Below are 18,566 nucleotides of genomic sequence, written 5' to 3'. Positions count from 1 at the left end.
CGATTACCCACTCAGTTACCCTTTTGTAGCCGTTCGATCTGCGCCTTGAGCTCGGCGATTTCCCGATCTCGCTCCGCCAGCATGGCATCGACTTCATCGGCGTCGATCTTGCGCGGGATGTGCTGCGGGCAATTCGGGTCCCAGGCGGTGACCTTGAACAGCAGAACGCGTTCCGGCGCGGCGGCATAGCCTTCGGGCATGACGGTCTGAAGCAATGCCTCGTCACCCTCGATCATCCACGCCTCGCCCCATATCTTGATGCGGCGGCGGTTGGCGTAGTCCATGAGGAAGATGAATGCCTTGCGGCTTTCGAGCAGGTTGCCCTGCGAGATGAACTGCCGGTTTCCCCTGAAATCGGCCATGCCAAGGGTGCGATCGTCGATCGGCTTGAGGAAGCCGCGTGGTCCGCCGCGATGCTGGATATAGGGTTGTCCATCCGCATTGACTGTCGCGAGGTAGAAGCTGTTCTGCCGAGCGATGAAATCGGCCAGTTGGGGCGTGATGCGGTCGGACCAGCCGCTGCCGGCCTCCATCTTGGCATAGGCCTCTCGCGATCCATTGCGGGTCTGAAGCTGCTTCACCGTCTCGGTGAAGGCAATGTCGCTCGTAAAGCCGTGATCGTCCATGCTTGTACTGCCTTGAGAAACGGGATGCCGGTGCCCGGCCGTCGGGTCGGGGGGGGCGTTGCGGCCGGGCACCGGACCCGGGTTAGAAGGTCACCAGGTTGTAGCCGTGGTCGAGGTAGGTCGAGATATCGAGAATGCCCGGTGTTCCCGGAATCGCCTTCTCATAGTCGAGTTTGAGACCGGTCTTGCGAGCGTCCTCGGTTGCGCCGAAGACATCTGCGCAGCCGCCGCAGACGCCGGCCACGACATCCTTGACCGCTTCGTAAAGCCCGTGCGCCGGGTGATCGGCCTTGACCAGTTCGGCTGGCCAGCGCGTTCCCGCACCCTGGAAGATGATGGCAACTTCCTGCTGCTTTTCCTTGAGTTCGTAAGCGAGGAACAGGGCGTTGAAGAGGCGGCCAAGCGCTTCTTCGGACCCTGCTTTCGGATCGGAATAGATGATGATGGCGGCCTTGCTCATGGGGGTCTCCTTTTGCTGTTTGCGAATCATTACCGAACGAACGGTAAAATTGAACTAGGGGCTCGACAGAAAGCCGTCAAGCTATTAAACCGATCATTCGGTAAATATGGAGATCCGCCCGCATGGCCCGCAAGGCGCTGATAGAAAATGACGCTCTGATCGATCGTTTGAGCGCGACGTTCCGTGATGTCGGCTATGAGGCGGCATCGCTCGCGCTGCTGTCGGAAGCCACCGGCCTCAAGAAGGCCAGCCTCTATCACCGCTTTCCAGGCGGCAAGGAGCAGATGGGTCTGGAGGTTCTGCAGGAGGCAGGACGCTGGCTCACCAAGCATGTGCTGGAGCCGCTTGCCGGTGGGGGCAGTCCCCGCGAGCGGATTACCGCGATGACGCGGGAACTCGATGCCTTCTACTGTGGTGGCAAGCAGGCCTGCCTGCTCAACCTGCTGTCATCGACGATCGGTGAGGCAAGCCCGTTCAAGGCGTCGATCCGCCAGATGTTCGAAGCCTTCGTCGAAGCGCTGGCCAGCGTCGTCGCCGAGGCAGGCTACTCCACCACCACGGCGCGTGACCGCGCCGTGCGCGGCGTGGCGCTGATTCAAGGCAGCCTTGTGCTCGCAAGAGGGCTGGAGTCGACCGAACCCTTCCGCAAGGCGCTTGATGCGCTTCCGGGCGAACTGCTCGCAGACATGGGAGAACGTGCGTGAAACTCTACTACAGCCCCAAATCAGGGCATTCCCACCGCGCGCGTCTGTTCCTGTCCCTGCTTGGCGTCGAGTTCGACCTGGTCGAATTCGATCTCGCGGCGCGCCAGCACAAGAGCGCTGACTTCCTCAGGTTAAATGCATTTGGACAGGTTCCCGTGCTGGAGGACGACGGTTTGGTGATCGCGGATTCAAACGCAATCCTCGTCTATCTCGCCGGGAAGTTTGGCCGAACCGACTGGTATCCGGACGACGCTCTTGGCTCGGCGCGGGTGCAGCGCTGGTTCTCCGTCGCAGCCGGTCAGCTCGTTCAGGGCCCCGCAAGCGCGAGACTCGTCACCCTGTTCGGTGCGAAGATCGACGCCCAGACTGCCATCGATCGCGCGCATGTCCTGCTCACGGTGATCGAGACTGAGCTCGATCAAACGGGATGGCTTGCTGCGGATCGTCCGACGATCGCCGACATTGCGCTCTACAGCTATGTCGCTCGAGCGCCCGAAGGCAATGTAGTTCTCGACAACTATCCGCGCGTCCGGGCGTGGCTCGAGCGGATCGAGGCGCTTCCCGGCTTTGTCCCGTTCGCGGTGCATCCGGTCGGCCTTTACGCCCCGGGTGCGCCGCTCGCGCATCTTGCGACTGCGTGAGGACCTCGGCACGGCTTGCAGATATGGCCGAGTCTGGGTTCAGGTCGAAACTGGCCGTTACGTGCCAGATTTCGCGATCTTCGTGATCATTCCGGCCTTGCCATCCCAATCAATCTCGAAGTCCACCTTGTCGCCAACACTGATACCGGAGAGCAGTTCCGGCTTGGTCGTGAAGCCCATCGTCATGGCGGACCAGCCGAGGCCGCTCATGGCACCGTGATCGAGCGTGATCGTGCCTTTGGCGGGATCGATCGCGGTGACCGTGCCGGCCGCCATGCCGTGCATCATCTTACCGGCCATGGGCATGTTCGCCATGGGGCCCGATGCGGCGCTGCTTTCGGCGGGTTTCGGCGCTTCGGCCTGCTTGCAGGCGGCGAGCGAGACCACGGCCAGGAGGCCGGACGCAATCATCAGGGTTGTCTTCACTTCACTTCTCCTTCGGGTTGAACAGGGGGTTTTGACCGCCGGCGCATCAGCAGGTAGGCGGCAGGAATGACGAGCATCGAGAGCAGCGGCGCGGTCAGCATGCCGCCGACCATCGGGGCGGCGATGCGGCTCATGACCTCGGAACCGGCGCCGCCGCCTACGAGGACCGGAAGCAAGCCGGCGAGGATCACCGCCACCGTCATTGCCTTGGGCCGCACGCGCAGCAGCGCGCCATCGCGCACCGCAGCGGCGACATCGCCATCGGTTCGCGCTTCGAGCGCCTGCTTGAGGTAGATCAGCATCACCACCCCGAACTCGGCGGCGACCCCGGCGAGTGCGATGAACCCGACCGCCGTGGCGACCGACTGGTTGTAGCCCAGCCAGTAGAGCAGCCACAGCCCGCCGGTGAGCGCGAAAGGCAGCGTGCCCATGATCAGCAGCGCCTCATCCCAGCGGCGGAAGGTCAGGTAGAGCAGCGCGAAAATGATCGCGAGCGTCACTGGGATGACGAGCTTCATCCGCTCCTTGGCGCGGACCAGGAACTCGTACTGGCCGGTATAAGAAATGCTGACGCCGGGAGGCAGGGCAACCTTGCTTGTGATCGCGCGGTTGATGTCGCCTACCAGCGTCTGCATGTCGCTGCCGCGTCCGTCGACGTAGATCCAGGTGACCGGCCGGCCGTTTTCGCTCCTCAGCATCGGCGGGCCATCGCTGATACGCACGCTGGCGACCGTTCCCAGCGTGATCTGCTGGCGCGAAGGGGTCAGGACGGGCAGGTTTGCGAGCTTGTCGATGCTGTCGCGCAGTTCGCGAGGGTAGCGCACGCTGATCGGGTAGCGCGCCAGCCCTTCGACGGTCTGGCCGATGGTCTCGCCGCCGATCGCGCCGGAGACTACCGCCTGCACATCGGCGACATTGAGGCCATAGCGCGCCGCAGCGGCGCGGTTCACATCGACGTCGATATAGCGCCCGCCGGTGAGCCGCTCGGCCAGTGCCGAGGCGACGCCGGGCACGGTCTTCACCACGTGCTCGATCCACTTGGCAGTTTGGTCGATCTCGGCGAGGTTCGATCCGGCAACCTTGATTCCGACCGGGCTCTTGATGCCGGTGGCCAGCATGTCGATCCGGTTGCGGATTGGCGGGATCCAGAAGTTGGCGAGGCCGGGTACCTTGACCCTGGCATCGAGTTCATCGCGCAGCTTGTCGGGCGTCATGCCAGGGCGCCATTGGTCGCGCGGTTTGAACCGGATTGTCGTCTCGAACATTTCGAGGGGAGCGGGGTCGGTCGCACTGTCGGCGCGGCCCGCCTTGCCGAACACGCTCTCGACCTCGGGCACGGTCTTGATCAGCCGGTCGGTCTGCTGGAGCAGGCGGCCAGCCTCGGCCGCTGACAGGCCCGGCAGCGCCGAAGGCATGTAGAGCAGATCGCCCTCGTCCATCTGCGGCAGGAATTCGCCGCCGATCCGTGCCATCGGCCACAGGCTGGTGGCGAAAACCAGGGCGGTAATCATCAGCGTCTGCTTCGGCCGCGCCAGCACCCAGTCGATCACCGGGCGGTAGATACGCGCCAGCCAGCGGTTGATCGGGTTGGCTTCTTCGCTGGGGATGCGGCCCTTGATCAGGAGCCCCATCAGCACCGGGATTAGCGTGATCGAGAGGAATGCAGCCGCCGCCATTGCATAGGTCTTGGTAAAGGCAAGCGGCGCGAATAGCCGGCCTTCCTGGCCCTGCAGGGTGAAGATCGGCAGGAACGAGAAGGTGATGATCAACAGGCTGAGGAACAGCGCCGGGCCGACCTCTGCCGCGGCATCGGTGACGAGCCGCCAGCGTGTGGGAGCGTCCGGCTCTGCATCGGGATTGTCATGACGCCAGCGTTCGAGATGTTTGTGGGCGTTCTCGATCATCACCACCGCCGCATCGACCATCGCGCCGATGGCGATGGCGATGCCTCCCAGCGAGAGGATATTGGCGTTCAGCCCCTGCAGCCGCATGACGATGAAGGCGATCAGGATGCCCAGCGGCAGGGTGAGGATCGCCACCAGCGCCGAGCGCGCGTGCCAGAGGAACAGGGCGCACACGAGCGCAACGATGACGAATTCCTCGACTAGCTTACCGGTCAGGTTCTCGACCGCGCGGTCGATGAGCCCTGAGCGGTCGTAGGTGGTGACCACCTCGACGCCGGCGGGCAGGCTCTTCTTCAGTTCGTCGAGCTTGCCTCGAACGCCCTCGATCACTGCCCGCGCGTTCTGCCCCTGGCGCATGACGATGACCCCGCCCGCGACTTCGCCCTCGCCGTTGAGTTCGGCCACGCCGCGCCGCATTTCGGGGCCGACTTGTACGCTCGCGACATCGCCCAGCGTCACCGGCACGCCGCCTGCTGCCGTGCGGACCGGAACGCTGCGGAAATCGTCGAGCGTCTTGAGATAGCCGCTGGCGCGCACGGTATATTCGGCCCCGGCCATCTCGACGCTGGCCCCGCCGGTCTCCTGATTGGCGCGCTTAAGCGCCTCGGCGACATCCTCGCCAGTCACGCCATAGGCGGCGAGCTTCTGCGGATCGACCACGACCTGGTACTGCTTGACCATGCCGCCGATGCTGGCGACTTCGGCGACGCCGGGAATGGTTTTGAGCTCGAAGCGCAGGAACCAGTCCTGCAAGCTTCGGAGCTGGGCGAGATCGTGCCGCCCGGTCCGATCGACCAGTGCATATTCGTAGATCCAGCCAACACCCGTGGCATCGGGGCCGAGCGAAGCCTTCGCCCCCTCGGGCAGGCGGCTTTGCACCTGACTCAGATATTCCAGCACCCGGCTGCGCGCCCAGTAGAGGTCGGTGCCGTCGTCGAACAGCACATAGACAAAGCTGTCGCCGGTGAACGAATAGCCACGCACCACCCGCGCGCCCGGCACCGAGAGCATGGTCGAAGTGATCGGATAGGTGACCTGGTTCTCGACGATCTGCGGTGCCTGCCCCCGCCAGCTCGTGCGGATGATGACCTGCACGTCGGAGAGATCGGGCAAGGCATCGACCGGCGTGGTCCGCACCGCCGCCACGCCGATTGCCGTGAGCACCAGCGCGGCTGCGATGACGAAACCGCGCGCCTTGACCGAGGCGCGGATGATCGCGGCGATCATTGGCTGCCGCCGATCGGCCGCGCGGCGATGCCGGTCAGGCTCGCTTCGGAATCGAGCAGAAACTGGCCGGAGGCGACGAGCTTTTCGCCCGCAGCGAGCCCGGCGAGAATTTCGGTCTTGCCGCCACCCTCGCGGCCGGTGCGTACTTCGGCCGGACGGTAGCGGCCATCCGCGAGCGTCAGCATGACGAGGGCGCGCGTGCCGGTACGGATCACCGCTTCGCTTGGCACCAGCAGCGCCTGCCCGCCGTCGCCCCCCAGGGCAACAGCAGCGAACATGCCCGGCCGCAGCCGTCCGCCGGGATTGGCGAGTTCGATCCGCACTGTCAGCGTGCGGCTGTCGGCCTGCGCGGCGGGCAGGATCGCGGAGACCCGTCCGGCAAAGCTCTCGCCCGGAAAGGCGGCGAGCGTGGCGCTTGCACCCTGGCCCACGCGGACCATGCCCGCCTGCGCCTCGGGCACGGCGGCGTTGAGCCAGACCGTGCCGATGCCGGTGACTTGTGCGAGCGTCTGGCCCGCGCCGAGCGTTACACCCTGCCGCGCGTCGAGCGACTGGATCACGCCCGCGATCGGCGAGCGGATCGTCACCGTGCCATTGGTCCGGCCCGTCCGTTCGACCTCACCGATCAGCGTATCGGACATGCCCAACAGCCGCAGCCGCTGGCGCGCGGCGGCGGTCAGCTCGGGCTTGCCGAGCCTCTTCACGGCAAGGAACTCGGTCTGCGCGCCGCCCCATTCGGGCAGCTGGAGGTCGGCGATGGGCGCGCCCGCGCCGATCACATCGCCGGGCGCGCGGGCGTAGACGCGGGTGACGAATCCCCCGGAACGGGCCTGGACAATCGCCACGTCGCGCTGGTTGAAGTCGATCGTGCCGGTAACCGTAAGGCCTGAGGGTAATGTGCCCATCTCCGCTGCGACCACGCGCATGCCGAGATTCTGCCGCGCGGCGGGATCGACGCTGACACCGGGCAGGGCGTCGCCCGCAGGAGCCTCGTCGGCATATTTGGGGATGGTCTTCATCCCCATCGACGAAAGCGAATTGGGGTTGTCGTAGTGCTCGGCCGGCACCATCGGATCGTACCAGTAGAGGACCTTGCGATTGGCTTGTGCCGATCCGGCTTCGCTCGCCGGGCCGTCTTGCTGTCCCAGCCAGTAACCGCTGCCGCCCGCGACCAGTGCAATCGCCAACACCCCGGTGCCCCACCGCGCCACTTGTCTCGCGTCCATGCTCATGGCCGCATCTCCCCATAGGTAAAATTGATCCGGATCGCGTCGCGCGCGACATCGGCTTCGCGCGACAGCGCATCGACTTCGGCTTCGGCCAGCGCCAGGCTCGAGAGCAGCGCGCTGCCGAGATCGAGCTTGCCCGCAGCAAAGCTCGCCATGTCCAGCTCGGCGCGGCGCTTTGCGAGCGGCACCAGGACATTCCGCGCGTTGGCGAGCCGCTGCATGTGCATGGCATGGTCCGCCAGATCGCCATCCAGCGCGGCCAGAAGCTCGCGTTCGCCGGCGGCACGCAGCAGGCGGGCCTGGGTCTCTTCGCTCGCGCGGGCCGCGATCTTGGGATCCTGACGCTTTTGGGCAAACAGGGGCAGGTCAATACTGACACCGACCGACACCATGTCGCCAAAAGCGGGATCGCGGCGCCCATAGTTCGCGCTCACCCGCCAGTCCGGCCGCTTGTCGGCGCGGGCGAGCGCACTATCGGCCTCGGCACCGCGAATACCGGCATCGAGCGCGACAAGTCGCGGCAACAAGGGAAGACCCGCAACAAGGCCGGCTTTATTGACTTCGATCATAGGCGGATCGCCCGCAACATCGGCCTCAACGTCGCCGGTGAAGCGCGCCAGACGAGCTTTGGCCCTCGCGACATCGGCGGCCAGCTCGCTGCGCCGGTCGCTGACGGCAGCGCGTAACTGCTCGGGCTCCAGCGCCGCGGCGGGGCGGGCTGAACCGGCCGCGAGGCGCGCGGATACCGTCGCTTGCAGATCGCCCAGGCTTTCGTCGAGCCGCTGGAGCTGCGCAAGCCTCCGCTTGGCATAGTAAAGGTCGATCCAGGCCAGTGCGGTCTCGAGCCGGACATTCTGCGTCTCGATCGCGAGGTCGCCCTCGGCAATGCCGATATCGGCCTGGGCACGCGTGCGTTGCGCGCTGCGCTTGGCGGGATTGGGGAACGGCTGTTCGACCCCCACGCGCGCCATCGTCATGCTCTCGCGCGTGAAGCTGTAGGCAGGCGGACCGGAAACGGGGAAGTTGTCGAGGCCGAGGTTCAGCGTCGGATCGGGCAACCGGCCCGCGGCGACCGACGCCGAACGCCTCGCCTCGACCCCGGCTTCGCCCGCGCGGATCGAAGGCGCGTCGCGTGTGGCGCGCTCGATCGCGACGCTGAAGGTCAGCGGCTCGGCGAGTGCTGTGCCTGAAACGGCCGCGAGCAGCGCCGCCGGTAGTATCATTCGCATGATCGCGAAAATCCCTGGTTGAACTGCGCCAAGGTACGCCGCGAACCCGAGGGCTCGCGGACGCACCGCTAGGGTTCAGCCAAGGATTGCAGGCGGTTCGGGTTCCGGGCCGGTGTCGCGACCGACAAGTGGCATCGTCGATGCCTGTGGCGGCATCGACGCACGATATTCGCCCGGCAATGCGATCGGGAGCGGCGGTAGCAGCGCCAAAGCCACCCCGCAGCCCATCTTCGCCATGCAATCGGGTGTCATCCCCTGGCACGGATCTTCGGGCTGCGTCTGTTGTTTGGCGAGCGCCATCATCTCCGCACAATCCGCGCTCATCTGCGGGACGTTGGCCGTTTGGTCGGCCTTCATGACCGGCATGACATCCGCAAAGGCAGCTTCTTGGCCCAGGAGGCCAAGTAGTGCTCCAAGGAGCAGCAGTAAGGAGAGCCAGCGCTTCACGTTTCTGCTTTCGGCTTGCCGGCGCATTCTGTCAAATCTCGTTCCGGTCGCTTACGCGGTTCGGCGAGGCCTTCCAGGATCGGGCAATCTGGCCGCGCATCGCCGCTGCATCCATCGACCAGCTCAAGCAGGGTGCGGCGCATGGCTTCAAGCGCCGCCGACTTGCGCGCAAGATCCTCGGCATGTTCGAGAGCTATGGCCTTCACTTCGCTGCTCGCCCGCGCACGGTCGTCCCACAGTTCCAACAACGCGGAAATCTCATCGAGTGAAAAACCCAGATCGCGGGCATTGGCGATGAAACGCAGGCGCTCGACCGAGCGTGGGGGATAGTCTCGATAGCCGTTGTCGCGCCGGTCGGGCGGCGGCATCAGGCCGATGGCCTCGTAGTGGCGGATCATCCGCTGCGACACGCCCGTCGCCTTCGAGGCCTGGCCGCTGTTCATGGACGTTCCTCGCCCGATGACCGGTTATGGCCATGATGATGACCGCCGTGGAAGAAGTGCAGCAACGGACAGGCGAACAGGAAGGCGTAGGGAAGCAGGCCGAAGAGATGCTGGCGATGCTCGGGATAGAACAGATAGGCCGCGATCAGGGCTGCCGAGACAGCCGCCAGCAGCCAGGACCGTTTATTGGCCATGTTCATAGCGCAAGCCTCCTCAGGCGCAGGGAATTGCCGATCACGCTGACCGAGGACAGCGCCATCGCCGCCGCCGCGAAGATCGGCGAGAGCATAAGGCCGAACAGCGGGTAGAGCGCGCCAGCCGCCAACGGGATGCCCGCAACGTTGTAAGCAAAAGCGAAGAACAGGTTCTGCCGGATGTTCGCCATGGTCGCGTGGCTCAGGTGGCGGGCACGAGCGATGCCGTTCAAGTCGCCCTTGAGCAGCGTGATGCCCGCACTTTCGATGGCGACATCGGTGCCCGAGCCCATGGCGATGCCGACGTCGGCGGCGGCAAGTGCAGGGGCATCGTTCACGCCGTCTCCGGCCATGGCGACGATCCGGCCCTGCTCCCGCAGTCGCCTGACGATCTCGCTTTTGCGGTCGGGCAGGACATCGGCCTCGATATCGGCGATGCCCAACCGCCGGGCGATGGCCTCTGCCGTAACGCGATTGTCGCCGGTCAGCATGATGACGTGAATTCCCGCCTCGCCAAGCGCCTTGAGCGCGGCAGGCGTGGTCTCTTTCACCGGATCGGCAATGCCGATGGCGCCAGCCACCTTGCCATCAACGCCCAGGAATATCGCTGTCGCGCCCTCGGCGCGCAGGCGGTCGGCACGCTCCGCCAATGCCGTGGTCGCAATGCCTTGCTCGTCGAGGAAGCGGGCGTTGCCCGCGACAAGCCGGTGTCCATCAACCAGGCCGGTAATGCCCTTGCCGACGGGCTGATCGACCTCTCCCGGTTCACTGATCGCGAGCCCCCTGACCTCGGCCGCTTTGACTACGGCAAGGGCCAGCGGGTGTTCGCTGCTGCGTTCAAGGCTGGCTGCGAGGCGTAGAACCTCGTTCTCGTCGAACCCTTCAGCCGTCTCCATCGCAACCACGGCAGGCTTGCCTTCGGTAAGCGTCCCGGTCTTGTCGACGACGAGTGTGTCGACCTTTTCCATGCGCTCCAGGCTTTCCGCGTTCTTGATGAGGATACCGGCCTGTGCGCCGCGCCCGACCCCGACCATGATCGACATCGGCGTGGCGAGACCAAGCGCACAGGGGCAGGCGATGATCAGCACGGCGACCGCCGCGATCAGGCCGTAGCCCATCGCCGGAGACGGGCCGACCAGCGACCAGACGACAAAGGCGAGCGCCGCGACGGCGATAACGGCAGGAACGAACCATCCCGAAACCGTATCGGCAAGCCGCTGGATCGGTGCACGGCTGCGCTGTGCGTCGGCGACCATCTGGACGATGCGCGCCAGCATGGTGTCGCGGCCGATTCTATCGGCGCGCATGACAAGGCCGCCGGTCTGGTTGATCGTGCCGCCGATCAGCTTCGAGCTTGCTTCTTTGGTCACTGGCATGGACTCGCCGGTCACCATCGATTCATCGACCGTGCCGCGCCCTTCGAGCACCTCGCCGTCGACCGGCACCTTCTCGCCTGGGCGGACGCGCAGGGTGTCGCCGACCAGGACTTGGTCGAGAGTGATTTCCTCGTCGCTGCCATCAGGACGGACCCGGCGCGCCAGTCTGGGCGACAGGTCGAGCAGCGCCCGGATCGCGCCGCTGGTGGTTTCGCGGGCGCGCAGTTCGAGCAATTGGCCGAGCAGCACCAGCACGGTGATCACCGCCGCCGCCTCGAAATAGGCCGGGACTGCACCATGCGCCGTCTGAAACGCCATCGGAAAGACGCCGGGCGCGAGCGCGGCCACCATGCTGTAGGCCCAGGCAACGCCGGTCCCCATGGCGATGAGGGTGAACATGTTGAGATGGCGGCTCTTCAATGACGCCCAGCCACGCTTGAAAAACGGCCAGCCTGCCCAGAGCACCACAGGCGTTGCGAGCGCCATCTGCAGCCAGTTCGACAACCGAGGGTCGATAAACCGGTCGAGCCCCAGCAGGTGACCGCCCATTTCGAGCACGACGACGGGCAGCGTCAGGATGAGGCCGATGACCAAGCGCCGCCTCATGTCGGCATATTCCGGAGATGGGCCGTCGTTCAGCGTCGGGGTCGTCGGCTCCAGCGCCATACCGCAGATCGGGCAGCTTCCGGGCCCGGGTTGTTGGACTTCCGGATGCATCGGGCAAGTCCAGATCGCGCCTTCGGGCACCGGCTCGGTCCGATGCGGTGCATCGCTCGCATATCGCGCCGGATCGGCGTTGAACTTGGTGAGACAGCCAGCGCTGCAGAAGTAATGATGGACGCCGCCATGGGTGGCGACATGCGTTGTAGTCGCCGGGTCGACGCTCATTCCGCAAACGGGGTCGGTTACCATTCCTGATGCTGAGGTACCCGAATGAGCGCAGTGTGTGTGATCGTGGTGCGACTCGGCCATCTCTTGTGCTCCTCAAGTCGCACCTTCATCAACCTTGACATAATGTCATGGTCAAGTCTTTTCCAACCGGCAGTCCGAGAAGGTCCAGCGTGCCCAGACGGGCGATCAATGTGCGTTTGCGCGTGCAGGGAGGTTCCATCCGCCAGCAGTCGTCTTGCGGGAAACCGGTGGCCCGGGACCGATTTTCTGCAGTTCCCCTCAGAAAACGAGCACATTGTCAGCGCCGAGGTATCGCAGTTTGGATAGCCGCTTGGATTTGCTTGGTTTCACCCAATGAAGAGCATTTGGCACAGGGCGACCGGCAGCAACCAAACGGATCGGAAGATTGCCCAGGGTTTCCATCCATCATCGATGGATCAGCTTGGGCCACCTAGCGGGGCGCGGTCAGGGCTGGCAGATTACCAGAGCAGGGTTTCCACCAGATCTGCCAACGGCAATTGATGTTTGAACTGCAGATTTCCCGCCGTCACTCGCAGCTTTTCGCGGTCAAATTCTAAGCGCTCGTCCCTGAACGCAAAAACGACGAGATTCATTCCGGCTTCGACCGTCACCGTGATAACCTCACCAAAACATTCGCGGAGCCGATGCAGCATCGGCACGTGCTTCCCAGGGTAATTGCACAGATTGACGACGAAAATGCCGCCAGCGTTTAGCCGGGCACGGCAAGCGCGATAGAAATCCAGCGAACATAGCTGGGCAGGTTGCCCACTGCTGTCGAAGCCATCGACAAGCAGAATGTCGGTCGTCCGCTCGTCCTTTGCCACGAAGTCTGAACCGTCACCCCAGATTATCTCGAAGCGATCACTGCCGGGGGGCATGCAAAATTGGTCGGCGACGGCCAGGACATCCCAATCTACCTCGACCCCTCGGATCGAACTCTCGGGCAGAAATTTGTGACAATACTTCGCCAGTGAGCCTCCGCCGAGGCCGATAATCTCGATTGTTTTCGGGGACGGATTGAAAAGCAGGAAGCCCATCATGGCCTGAGTATATTCGAGCATAAGCCGGAATGGGTCGGTGATGCTCATGGCACTTTGAACATAGGCCCAGTTCGCCAGCAGGCTTCTGATGTCCCCCAGCTCGAATACCAGCGGCGCGACAAAGCCAGCTTCCTCGTGATGAAGCTGCGAGGGTGCCGCCTCGAACCGGGCGCTCCACCGATGATCGCGATCAATCCGGTCAATGTGATCGAGGAAGTCCTCGATTTCGGTGGCGCTACGATCCTCAACCACCATCGCGGCAGCTGAACTGTATGTATCGGTTGAGCTGCCGGAGTAGCTATCCGTCACGGTCTTGCCGCTCCTTTCATCCTCATGACAAATCAACAATTCTACCAAAGGATTGCGGCTGCACCCCAGGTCAATCCGCCCCCCATGGCTTCGAGAGCAACGAGATCACCCGGCTTGACCCGGCCGTCGCGGACGGCCTGATCAAGTGCCAGCGGGACCGATGCCGCCGACGTGTTGGCCTGCTGTTCAACGGTCACAACAATCCTCTCGGGACGCAGACCAAGCTTTTTCGCCGTGCCTTCCAGAATGCGCAGATTGGCCTGATGGGGCACGATCCAGTCGAAATCCTCGACGCGGACGCCAACGGCGAGAGCAATCTCCTCAAGGACTGCGGCGAGATTGACCACGGCGTGCCGATAGACCTCGCGCCCCTTCATGCGGACCTTGCCAACAGTGCCGGTGCTCGATGGCCCACCATCGACATGGAGTAGATCGCGATGCTGGCCATCAGCATGAAGGCGCGTTGCGAGGATGCCGCTGCCATCCGATTTTGACCGAAGGACTACGGCACCCGCACCATCGCCAAAGAGCACGCAGGTCGAACGGTCGTCCCAATCGAGCAGCCGCGTGAATGTCTCGGCACCGATGACGAGTGCAACCAGGTCGGGATCGCGGCAGAGCATGGCATCGGCGACCGAGAGCGCATAGAGGAAGCCTGAGCAGACCGCTTGCACGTCGAATGCAACGCAGTCGCCGATACCGAGATTGGCCTGAACCTGTACGGCAGTGGCGGGGAAAGTCTTGTCCGGCGTGGTCGTCGCCAGAACAATGAGCCCGACAGCTTCCGGTGCAATGCCGGCCGCTTCCAGAGCCCGCCGGGCCGCAATCGTGGCCAGATCGGATGTCATTTCGTCGTCTGCGGCTATATGGCGCGCCCGGATCCCGGTTCGCTCGACAATCCAGTCATCGCTGGTTGCGACTGTGTGCGCCAGTTCGTCGTTGCTGACGATGCGCTCGGGCAAATAGCTGCCTGTTCCGATGATCGCCGCACGCCGCGTCATATGTGCCACGTTCCGTTTCAGCGGCCGAGACGCCGTTCAAATAGCTGCGCCTTCTCGTACATCTCTTTCCACGCAGCAGCAGCGCGCATGGAGCGTTCCCTGACGCGCGGTAGAGAGGCTTCCTTGGCCTCTTCCAGGCAGGTGTTGAGCCGGTTCAGGTAGAAGTCACTGTTGCGGGCTGTCGGCTTGAGGAGTGGTTTTGCAGTCATGGCTTGCACTCTTTCGTTTTTGGATGATCGTGTTCGTGAATCGGTGATCGACGAGGTTGGTCGCGCAGCTACGCCGCTACCGTTTCGTCCCCGACGCCGTGGCCCCGGGCGAGGTATTCGTGCGACCCCATCTCGTTGAGACGCGAAACGGTCCGCTCGAACTCGAAGGCATCTTCCGTTGCGCAGTAGAGCGTGTCGGGATCGCGATCGGCGGAGGCGAGTAGTTTGACGCCATTCTCGTACAGCGTGTCGATCAAGGTCTTGAATCGGGCGGCTTCGGATTTCCGGTTCGCGTCAAGCACCGGGATGCCCACCAGAATGACGGTGTGATAGCGATGTGCCAGGGCCATGTAGTCGGGAATACCGCGCGGTTCCCCGCACAGACGCTTGAACGAGAATACCGCCACGCCCTTCAGCGATTTGGGCACGAACAGTTCCCGCCCGCCTTTGATCACCACGGTTTCGGACGGGACGTGGTCGCGGTCCTCGACCGGGAAATCGGTTAGCCGGAAGAACGCGCGGCTCAGGGCTTCGGTTGCCGCATCGCCGCTGGGTGCATGCCAGGTCTGGAAGCCGCCCAGACGCTGCATGCGATAGTCGGTTGGCCCGTCAAGGCTGAGGACGTCGAGCCGGTCTTTGAGCAGCGCAATAAACGGCAGGAAATGCTCCCGATTGAGCCCGTTCTTGTAGAGATCCTGAGGTGGCCGGTTGGAGGTTGCGACCACGGTTACGCCGTGGCCGATGATCCGGGTAAACAACCGGGACAGGATCATGGAATCAGCCGAGTTGGTGACGATCATCTCGTCGAATGCAATCAGCCGGGCCTCCGCAGCAATTGCCTCCGCGACCGGCAGGATCGGGTCGCCGGTCTCCTTCGCGCGCTCGACGCGCAACCGGTCGTGCACCTCCTGCATGAATTCATGGAAGTGGACCCGCCGTTTGTCGCTGATCTCAACGCAATCGAAGAACAGGTCCATCAGCATCGATTTGCCGCGCCCGACGCCGCCCCAGAGGTAGACACCCCGGACCGGCTCGGGTTTGCGCCGCGTGAAGCGAGCCATAAGACCAGGACGCTGGGCCTGCAATTCCAGTTGGGCGATCGCTTCGCCAAAGCGCATTGCGACCTGACGCTGGGCGTCGTCGAGGCGCAGCTGGCCCGTTGCAATGGCGTCCTCGTAACGCGCGATGACTTTGCTCTGTGGCAAGTACCTTGACTCCATGAATTGTGATGGACTGAAAACAGGGGATACCGGCCGACCAGGAATCCCAGTCGGCCGGTGCGACCCTCGGGCTCTGCTACTTTGCCCGAATAGTAACCTTGAGCTTTGCGCCGATTCCGTAGATGCTCGGCGTGTGAATGACGCTGGAGACGGCATAGGCCTTGCCTTCGATCTCGACATTGTCACCCGGTGTCGGAGCGAAACCAAAATGCATGTTTTCGAACATGGGGCCGACTTCATTGCTGCCAGCGAGGAACACATTTGCATCGACCATTGGCTGTTTCCTGAAATGCGCCAGCAAGGGCTGGCCTGAAATGAAAATCGCGCCTGACAACGCCGGGAGGCCGGCAACTCGATCGGAGCGCTGATGGGCCTCGAAAGGGGGCGTCAGTCTGTTTGCGCCCGGCTAACGAGCGGATCAGGGCGCTTCGGATTGCTGTTCGCGGTGACGCTTCGTGGCGGTGCGGCGATAGAAAAAGCGGAAGCTGTCTTCCTCGTAGCCGATCTTTTCGTAGAAGCGGGCCGCCGCTTCATTTTCGGAGCGGACCATGAGCTGGACTTTGGGCGCGCCGAACTGGCCGAGCCAGTCCTCGCAGTGCCAGATGAGCTTGCGCCCGACGCCCCAGCGTCGAAAATCGTTGTCAACGCCAAGATAGTAAATCCACCCGCGATGGCCGTCCCACCCGCACATCGCCGTTCCGATGAGATGACCTGCGGCAAAGGAAGCGATGATTGTCGAGGATGGGCCCTCAAGCGCCCGCCGGGCATCAGCTTCGGGATCGTTCCAAGGACGGCTCAGTCCGCAAGCCTCCCAAAACCTTACGGCTTCGCCGATCTCGGTCGTTGCTAGCGGGCGGAATTCTATTGTCATGACTCATCTGCTTCCGGAATTAATTCCGGGCGCTCCTTGCGGAACCCATGCATGCCGAACCACCACTGCAAGGCGATGATGGCACCCTTCGCAGGCTGGAGCAGGCCGATCATGAGAACCATGGCCAGTGGCAGGACTATTGCTAAGAGCGCAGCGGCTGAAAGACTTGAACTCCGGGTCAAAGCAATGATCAGCGGTGCCATCAGATGACCGGTCACGAAGATCGAGACATAGGCCGGAAAGTCATCGGCCTGCTGATGGGTCCAGTCCTGGCCGCAATGTGGGCAATGTGGGATCGGCTTGAGAAACCGCATGAACAGGCGCGCTTCGCCGCATCGTGCGCAGCGCCCTAGCAAGCCGCGCATGATTGCCGCCCAGCCAGAGGCAGGGAGGGCGATGCTGCCGGTCACCGATCCCGGCTCATAGGCGGGCATCGGCTTTGGCTTTTCCCGCAGTTTGTCAAAGGGTGAGTGCATGAAACTAGGCATCGAAAAACCCGGGAGGACCTGCCCGCCGGACGCTCTCGTCGACATGCGCGACGAACTGCGTGAAATTGCGCCGGAAGCGGTCGGCGAGACCTCGCGCGGCATGGTCGTAGTCATGCCCGTCGGCCCAGGTCGCGCGGGGATCGAGGATCTGTGTATCGACACCCTCGACCTCGACCGGAACCTCGAAACCGAAATTGGGATCGGTGCGGAACTGGGCATGCTTGAGCTTGCCTGACAGGGCTGCATTGAGGAGCGAACGGGTCACCTTGATCGGCATGCGCGAGCCGGTGCCATACTGGCCGCCGGTCCATCCGGTGTTGACCAGCCAGCAATCCACGCCCGCAGCGGCAATCCTTCTGCGCAGGAGATTGCCGTAGATGCTGGGGTGACGTGGCATGAAGGGGGCGCCAAAGCAGGTCGAGAATGTCGCCTCTGGTTCGGTGACGCCCATTTCAGTGCCCGCGACCTTGGCCGTGTAGCCCGACAGGAAGTGATACATCGCCTGTTCGGGGGTGAGCTTGGCGATCGGCGGCAGGACACCAAAAGCGTCCGCTGTCAGCATGATCAGGTTCTTGGGCACCGGACCCATGTTCTCGCAGGAGGCATTGGGGATGAAGTGGATTGGATAGGCGCCGCGGCTGTTCTCGGCGAGCGAGGCGTCGTCGAGGTCGAGCGCGCGCGTCTCGGGATGCATCACCACGTTTTCAAGGATCGTCCCGAACCGCTGCGTGGTGGCGTGGATCTCCGGCTCGGCCTCGGCTGAGAGCCGGATCATCTTGGCGTAGCAACCGCCCTCGAAGTTGAACACGGCAGTGTCCGACCAGCCATGTTCATCGTCACCAATCAGGGTGCGCGAGGCGTCGGCCGAAAGGGTCGTCTTGCCGGTGCCCGACAAGCCGAAGAAAATCGCGGTATCGCCATCGGGGCCGATGTTGGCCGAACAATGCATCGGCATGACACCCTGCTGCGGCAGGACAAAGTTGAGGACGGTAAAGACCGCCTTCTTGATCTCGCCTGCGTAGCCAGTGCCGCCAATCAGAATGACGCGCTGCATGAAATCGATGGCGATCACGGTCTCGGAGCGGCAGCCATGTCGCTCGGGATCCGCGCGAAAGCTGGGCAAGTCGATGATCGTGTAGTCGGCGCTGAAACGCTGGAGTTCGTCTGAGGTGGGGCGCACGAGCATGGTGCGCACGAAACTCGAATGCCAGGCAAGCTCGGTGACGATGCGAACGCCGACACGGTGTTCAGCCTGCGATCCGCCAAACAGGTCCTGAACGAAGACGTCGTCGAGCGTGGCAAGGTGCTTGAGGAAGTCCGCGTGGAGCTGCTCGAACGCTTCGCCATTCATCGGCTTGTTCGCTGAGCCCCACCAAACATCGTCCTTGGTCAGGACGTCGCGCACGATGAACTTGTCCTGGGCCGAACGCCCGGTGTGCTCGCCGGTTTCCACCACGAGCGCGCCATGTTCCGACATACGGCCTTCGCTGCGACGCAGCGCCAGCTCGACAAGCTGCGGCGTGTCGAGGTTTTCATGAAGCTGGCCACCTGCCTTGATGGCGATCTCCGGGTGTGTGAGCGTCAGGGTCATGGGATCAAAGGCCTCTTTC

Annotated in this window: 21 protein-coding genes; 3 read left to right on the top strand and 18 right to left on the bottom strand. The window is 63.6% G+C overall.

Annotation, left to right across the window (positions count from 1 at the left end; genetic code table 11):
* Positions 1-11 precede the first annotated feature (11 nt).
* Together CD928_RS20820 and CD928_RS20815 are read right to left on the bottom strand one after the other, a co-directional pair.
* Positions 12-698 (bottom strand): pyridoxamine 5'-phosphate oxidase family protein, encoded by a 687-nt coding sequence (locus CD928_RS20820; protein ID WP_255247283.1) that lies wholly within the window; start codon positions 696-698, stop codon positions 12-14.
* A gap of 10 nt (positions 699-708) precedes the next feature.
* Entirely contained in the window at positions 709-1,086 is a 378-nt protein-coding gene (locus tag CD928_RS20815) for a DsrE family protein (RefSeq protein ID WP_095388997.1), read from the bottom strand.
* A gap of 122 nt (positions 1,087-1,208) precedes the next feature.
* Between CD928_RS20815 and CD928_RS20810 the strand changes: the two genes are divergently transcribed.
* The gene (locus CD928_RS20810) at positions 1,209-1,790 is read left to right on the top strand and encodes a TetR/AcrR family transcriptional regulator (RefSeq protein WP_095388996.1); all 582 of its coding nucleotides are present in this window, start codon (positions 1,209-1,211) and stop codon (positions 1,788-1,790) included.
* On the top strand, positions 1,787-2,431 hold the full coding sequence (locus CD928_RS20805; protein ID WP_095388995.1) for a glutathione S-transferase family protein: 645 nt from the start codon (positions 1,787-1,789) through the stop codon (positions 2,429-2,431). Before CD928_RS20810 ends, CD928_RS20805 begins: the two co-directional genes overlap by 4 nt.
* A gap of 57 nt (positions 2,432-2,488) precedes the next feature.
* On the opposite strand, the gene CD928_RS20800 is transcribed toward CD928_RS20805, so the two are convergent.
* The 4 genes from CD928_RS20800 to CD928_RS20785 are packed head-to-tail and all read right to left on the bottom strand — an operon-like array spanning position 2,489 to position 8,335.
* Positions 2,489-2,857: a copper-binding protein gene (locus CD928_RS20800; RefSeq protein WP_255247282.1), complete on the bottom strand. Its 369-nt coding sequence runs from the start codon at positions 2,855-2,857 to the stop codon at positions 2,489-2,491.
* A complete protein-coding gene (locus tag CD928_RS20795; protein WP_095388994.1) occupies positions 2,854-5,988 on the bottom strand; it encodes an efflux RND transporter permease subunit in 3,135 nt (1,044 codons plus the stop codon). The genes CD928_RS20800 and CD928_RS20795 overlap by 4 nt, the downstream gene beginning before the upstream one ends.
* Positions 5,985-7,220 (bottom strand): efflux RND transporter periplasmic adaptor subunit, encoded by a 1,236-nt coding sequence (locus CD928_RS20790; RefSeq protein ID WP_095388993.1) that lies wholly within the window; start codon positions 7,218-7,220, stop codon positions 5,985-5,987. Before CD928_RS20790 ends, CD928_RS20795 begins: the two co-directional genes overlap by 4 nt.
* Complete coding sequence (locus CD928_RS20785) at positions 7,217-8,335, bottom strand: TolC family protein (protein ID WP_255247288.1); 1,119 nt, start codon at positions 8,333-8,335, stop codon at positions 7,217-7,219. The genes CD928_RS20790 and CD928_RS20785 overlap by 4 nt, the downstream gene beginning before the upstream one ends.
* On the opposite strand from CD928_RS20785, the gene CD928_RS23940 reads away from it, so the two are divergent.
* The gene (locus CD928_RS23940; protein WP_255247289.1) at positions 8,241-8,468 is read left to right on the top strand and encodes a hypothetical protein; all 228 of its coding nucleotides are present in this window, start codon (positions 8,241-8,243) and stop codon (positions 8,466-8,468) included. The genes CD928_RS20785 and CD928_RS23940 overlap by 95 nt on opposite strands.
* Positions 8,469-8,521: 53 nt before the next feature.
* Here CD928_RS23940 and CD928_RS20780 read toward each other — a convergent pair whose 3' ends face one another.
* From CD928_RS20780 to CD928_RS20725, 12 genes are all read right to left on the bottom strand, one after another.
* Complete coding sequence (locus CD928_RS20780) at positions 8,522-8,893, bottom strand: hypothetical protein (protein ID WP_095388991.1); 372 nt, start codon at positions 8,891-8,893, stop codon at positions 8,522-8,524.
* Entirely contained in the window at positions 8,890-9,336 is a 447-nt protein-coding gene (gene cueR / locus CD928_RS20775) for a Cu(I)-responsive transcriptional regulator (protein ID WP_095388990.1), read from the bottom strand. The genes CD928_RS20780 and cueR overlap by 4 nt, the downstream gene beginning before the upstream one ends.
* Positions 9,333-9,536, bottom strand: a complete 204-nt coding sequence (locus tag CD928_RS20770; protein ID WP_217983797.1) for a DUF2933 domain-containing protein — start codon at positions 9,534-9,536, stop codon at positions 9,333-9,335. Before CD928_RS20770 ends, cueR begins: the two co-directional genes overlap by 4 nt.
* Positions 9,533-11,818 carry a heavy metal translocating P-type ATPase gene (locus CD928_RS20765; RefSeq protein WP_255247281.1) on the bottom strand — a complete coding sequence of 762 codons (2,286 nt, stop codon included), beginning with the start codon at positions 11,816-11,818 and terminating at the stop codon, positions 9,533-9,535. Before CD928_RS20765 ends, CD928_RS20770 begins: the two co-directional genes overlap by 4 nt.
* Positions 11,819-12,276: 458 nt before the next feature.
* A complete protein-coding gene (locus CD928_RS20760) occupies positions 12,277-13,167 on the bottom strand; it encodes a hypothetical protein (RefSeq protein ID WP_141237219.1) in 891 nt (296 codons plus the stop codon).
* Positions 13,168-13,208: 41 nt separating this feature from the next.
* Entirely contained in the window at positions 13,209-14,168 is a 960-nt protein-coding gene (locus CD928_RS20755) for a beta-ketoacyl-ACP synthase III (protein WP_095388986.1), read from the bottom strand.
* Between the two features lie 17 nt (positions 14,169-14,185).
* On the bottom strand, positions 14,186-14,377 hold the full coding sequence (locus CD928_RS20750) for a hypothetical protein (protein ID WP_095388985.1): 192 nt from the start codon (positions 14,375-14,377) through the stop codon (positions 14,186-14,188).
* A gap of 68 nt (positions 14,378-14,445) precedes the next feature.
* On the bottom strand, positions 14,446-15,582 hold the full coding sequence (zapE, locus tag CD928_RS20745; protein ID WP_255247280.1) for a cell division protein ZapE: 1,137 nt from the start codon (positions 15,580-15,582) through the stop codon (positions 14,446-14,448).
* 91 nt (positions 15,583-15,673) lie between these two features.
* Positions 15,674-15,871 carry a hypothetical protein gene (locus CD928_RS20740; RefSeq protein ID WP_095388983.1) on the bottom strand — a complete coding sequence of 66 codons (198 nt, stop codon included), beginning with the start codon at positions 15,869-15,871 and terminating at the stop codon, positions 15,674-15,676.
* Between the two features lie 144 nt (positions 15,872-16,015).
* The gene (locus tag CD928_RS20735; protein ID WP_095388982.1) at positions 16,016-16,468 is read right to left on the bottom strand and encodes a GNAT family acetyltransferase; all 453 of its coding nucleotides are present in this window, start codon (positions 16,466-16,468) and stop codon (positions 16,016-16,018) included.
* A complete protein-coding gene (locus CD928_RS20730) occupies positions 16,465-16,902 on the bottom strand; it encodes a DUF983 domain-containing protein (protein WP_095388981.1) in 438 nt (145 codons plus the stop codon). The genes CD928_RS20735 and CD928_RS20730 overlap by 4 nt, the downstream gene beginning before the upstream one ends.
* 46 nt (positions 16,903-16,948) lie before the next feature.
* On the bottom strand, positions 16,949-18,547 hold the full coding sequence (locus CD928_RS20725) for a phosphoenolpyruvate carboxykinase (RefSeq protein ID WP_095388980.1): 1,599 nt from the start codon (positions 18,545-18,547) through the stop codon (positions 16,949-16,951).
* Between the last annotated feature and the right edge of the window lie 19 nt (positions 18,548-18,566).

It is taken from the genome of Sphingopyxis sp. GW247-27LB, from assembly GCF_002277025.1.
Lineage (GTDB): Bacteria > Pseudomonadota > Alphaproteobacteria > Sphingomonadales > Sphingomonadaceae > Sphingopyxis.
The sequence above is the reverse complement of the archived record's forward strand: the minus strand, read 5'-3'. Positions and strand labels throughout refer to the sequence as shown.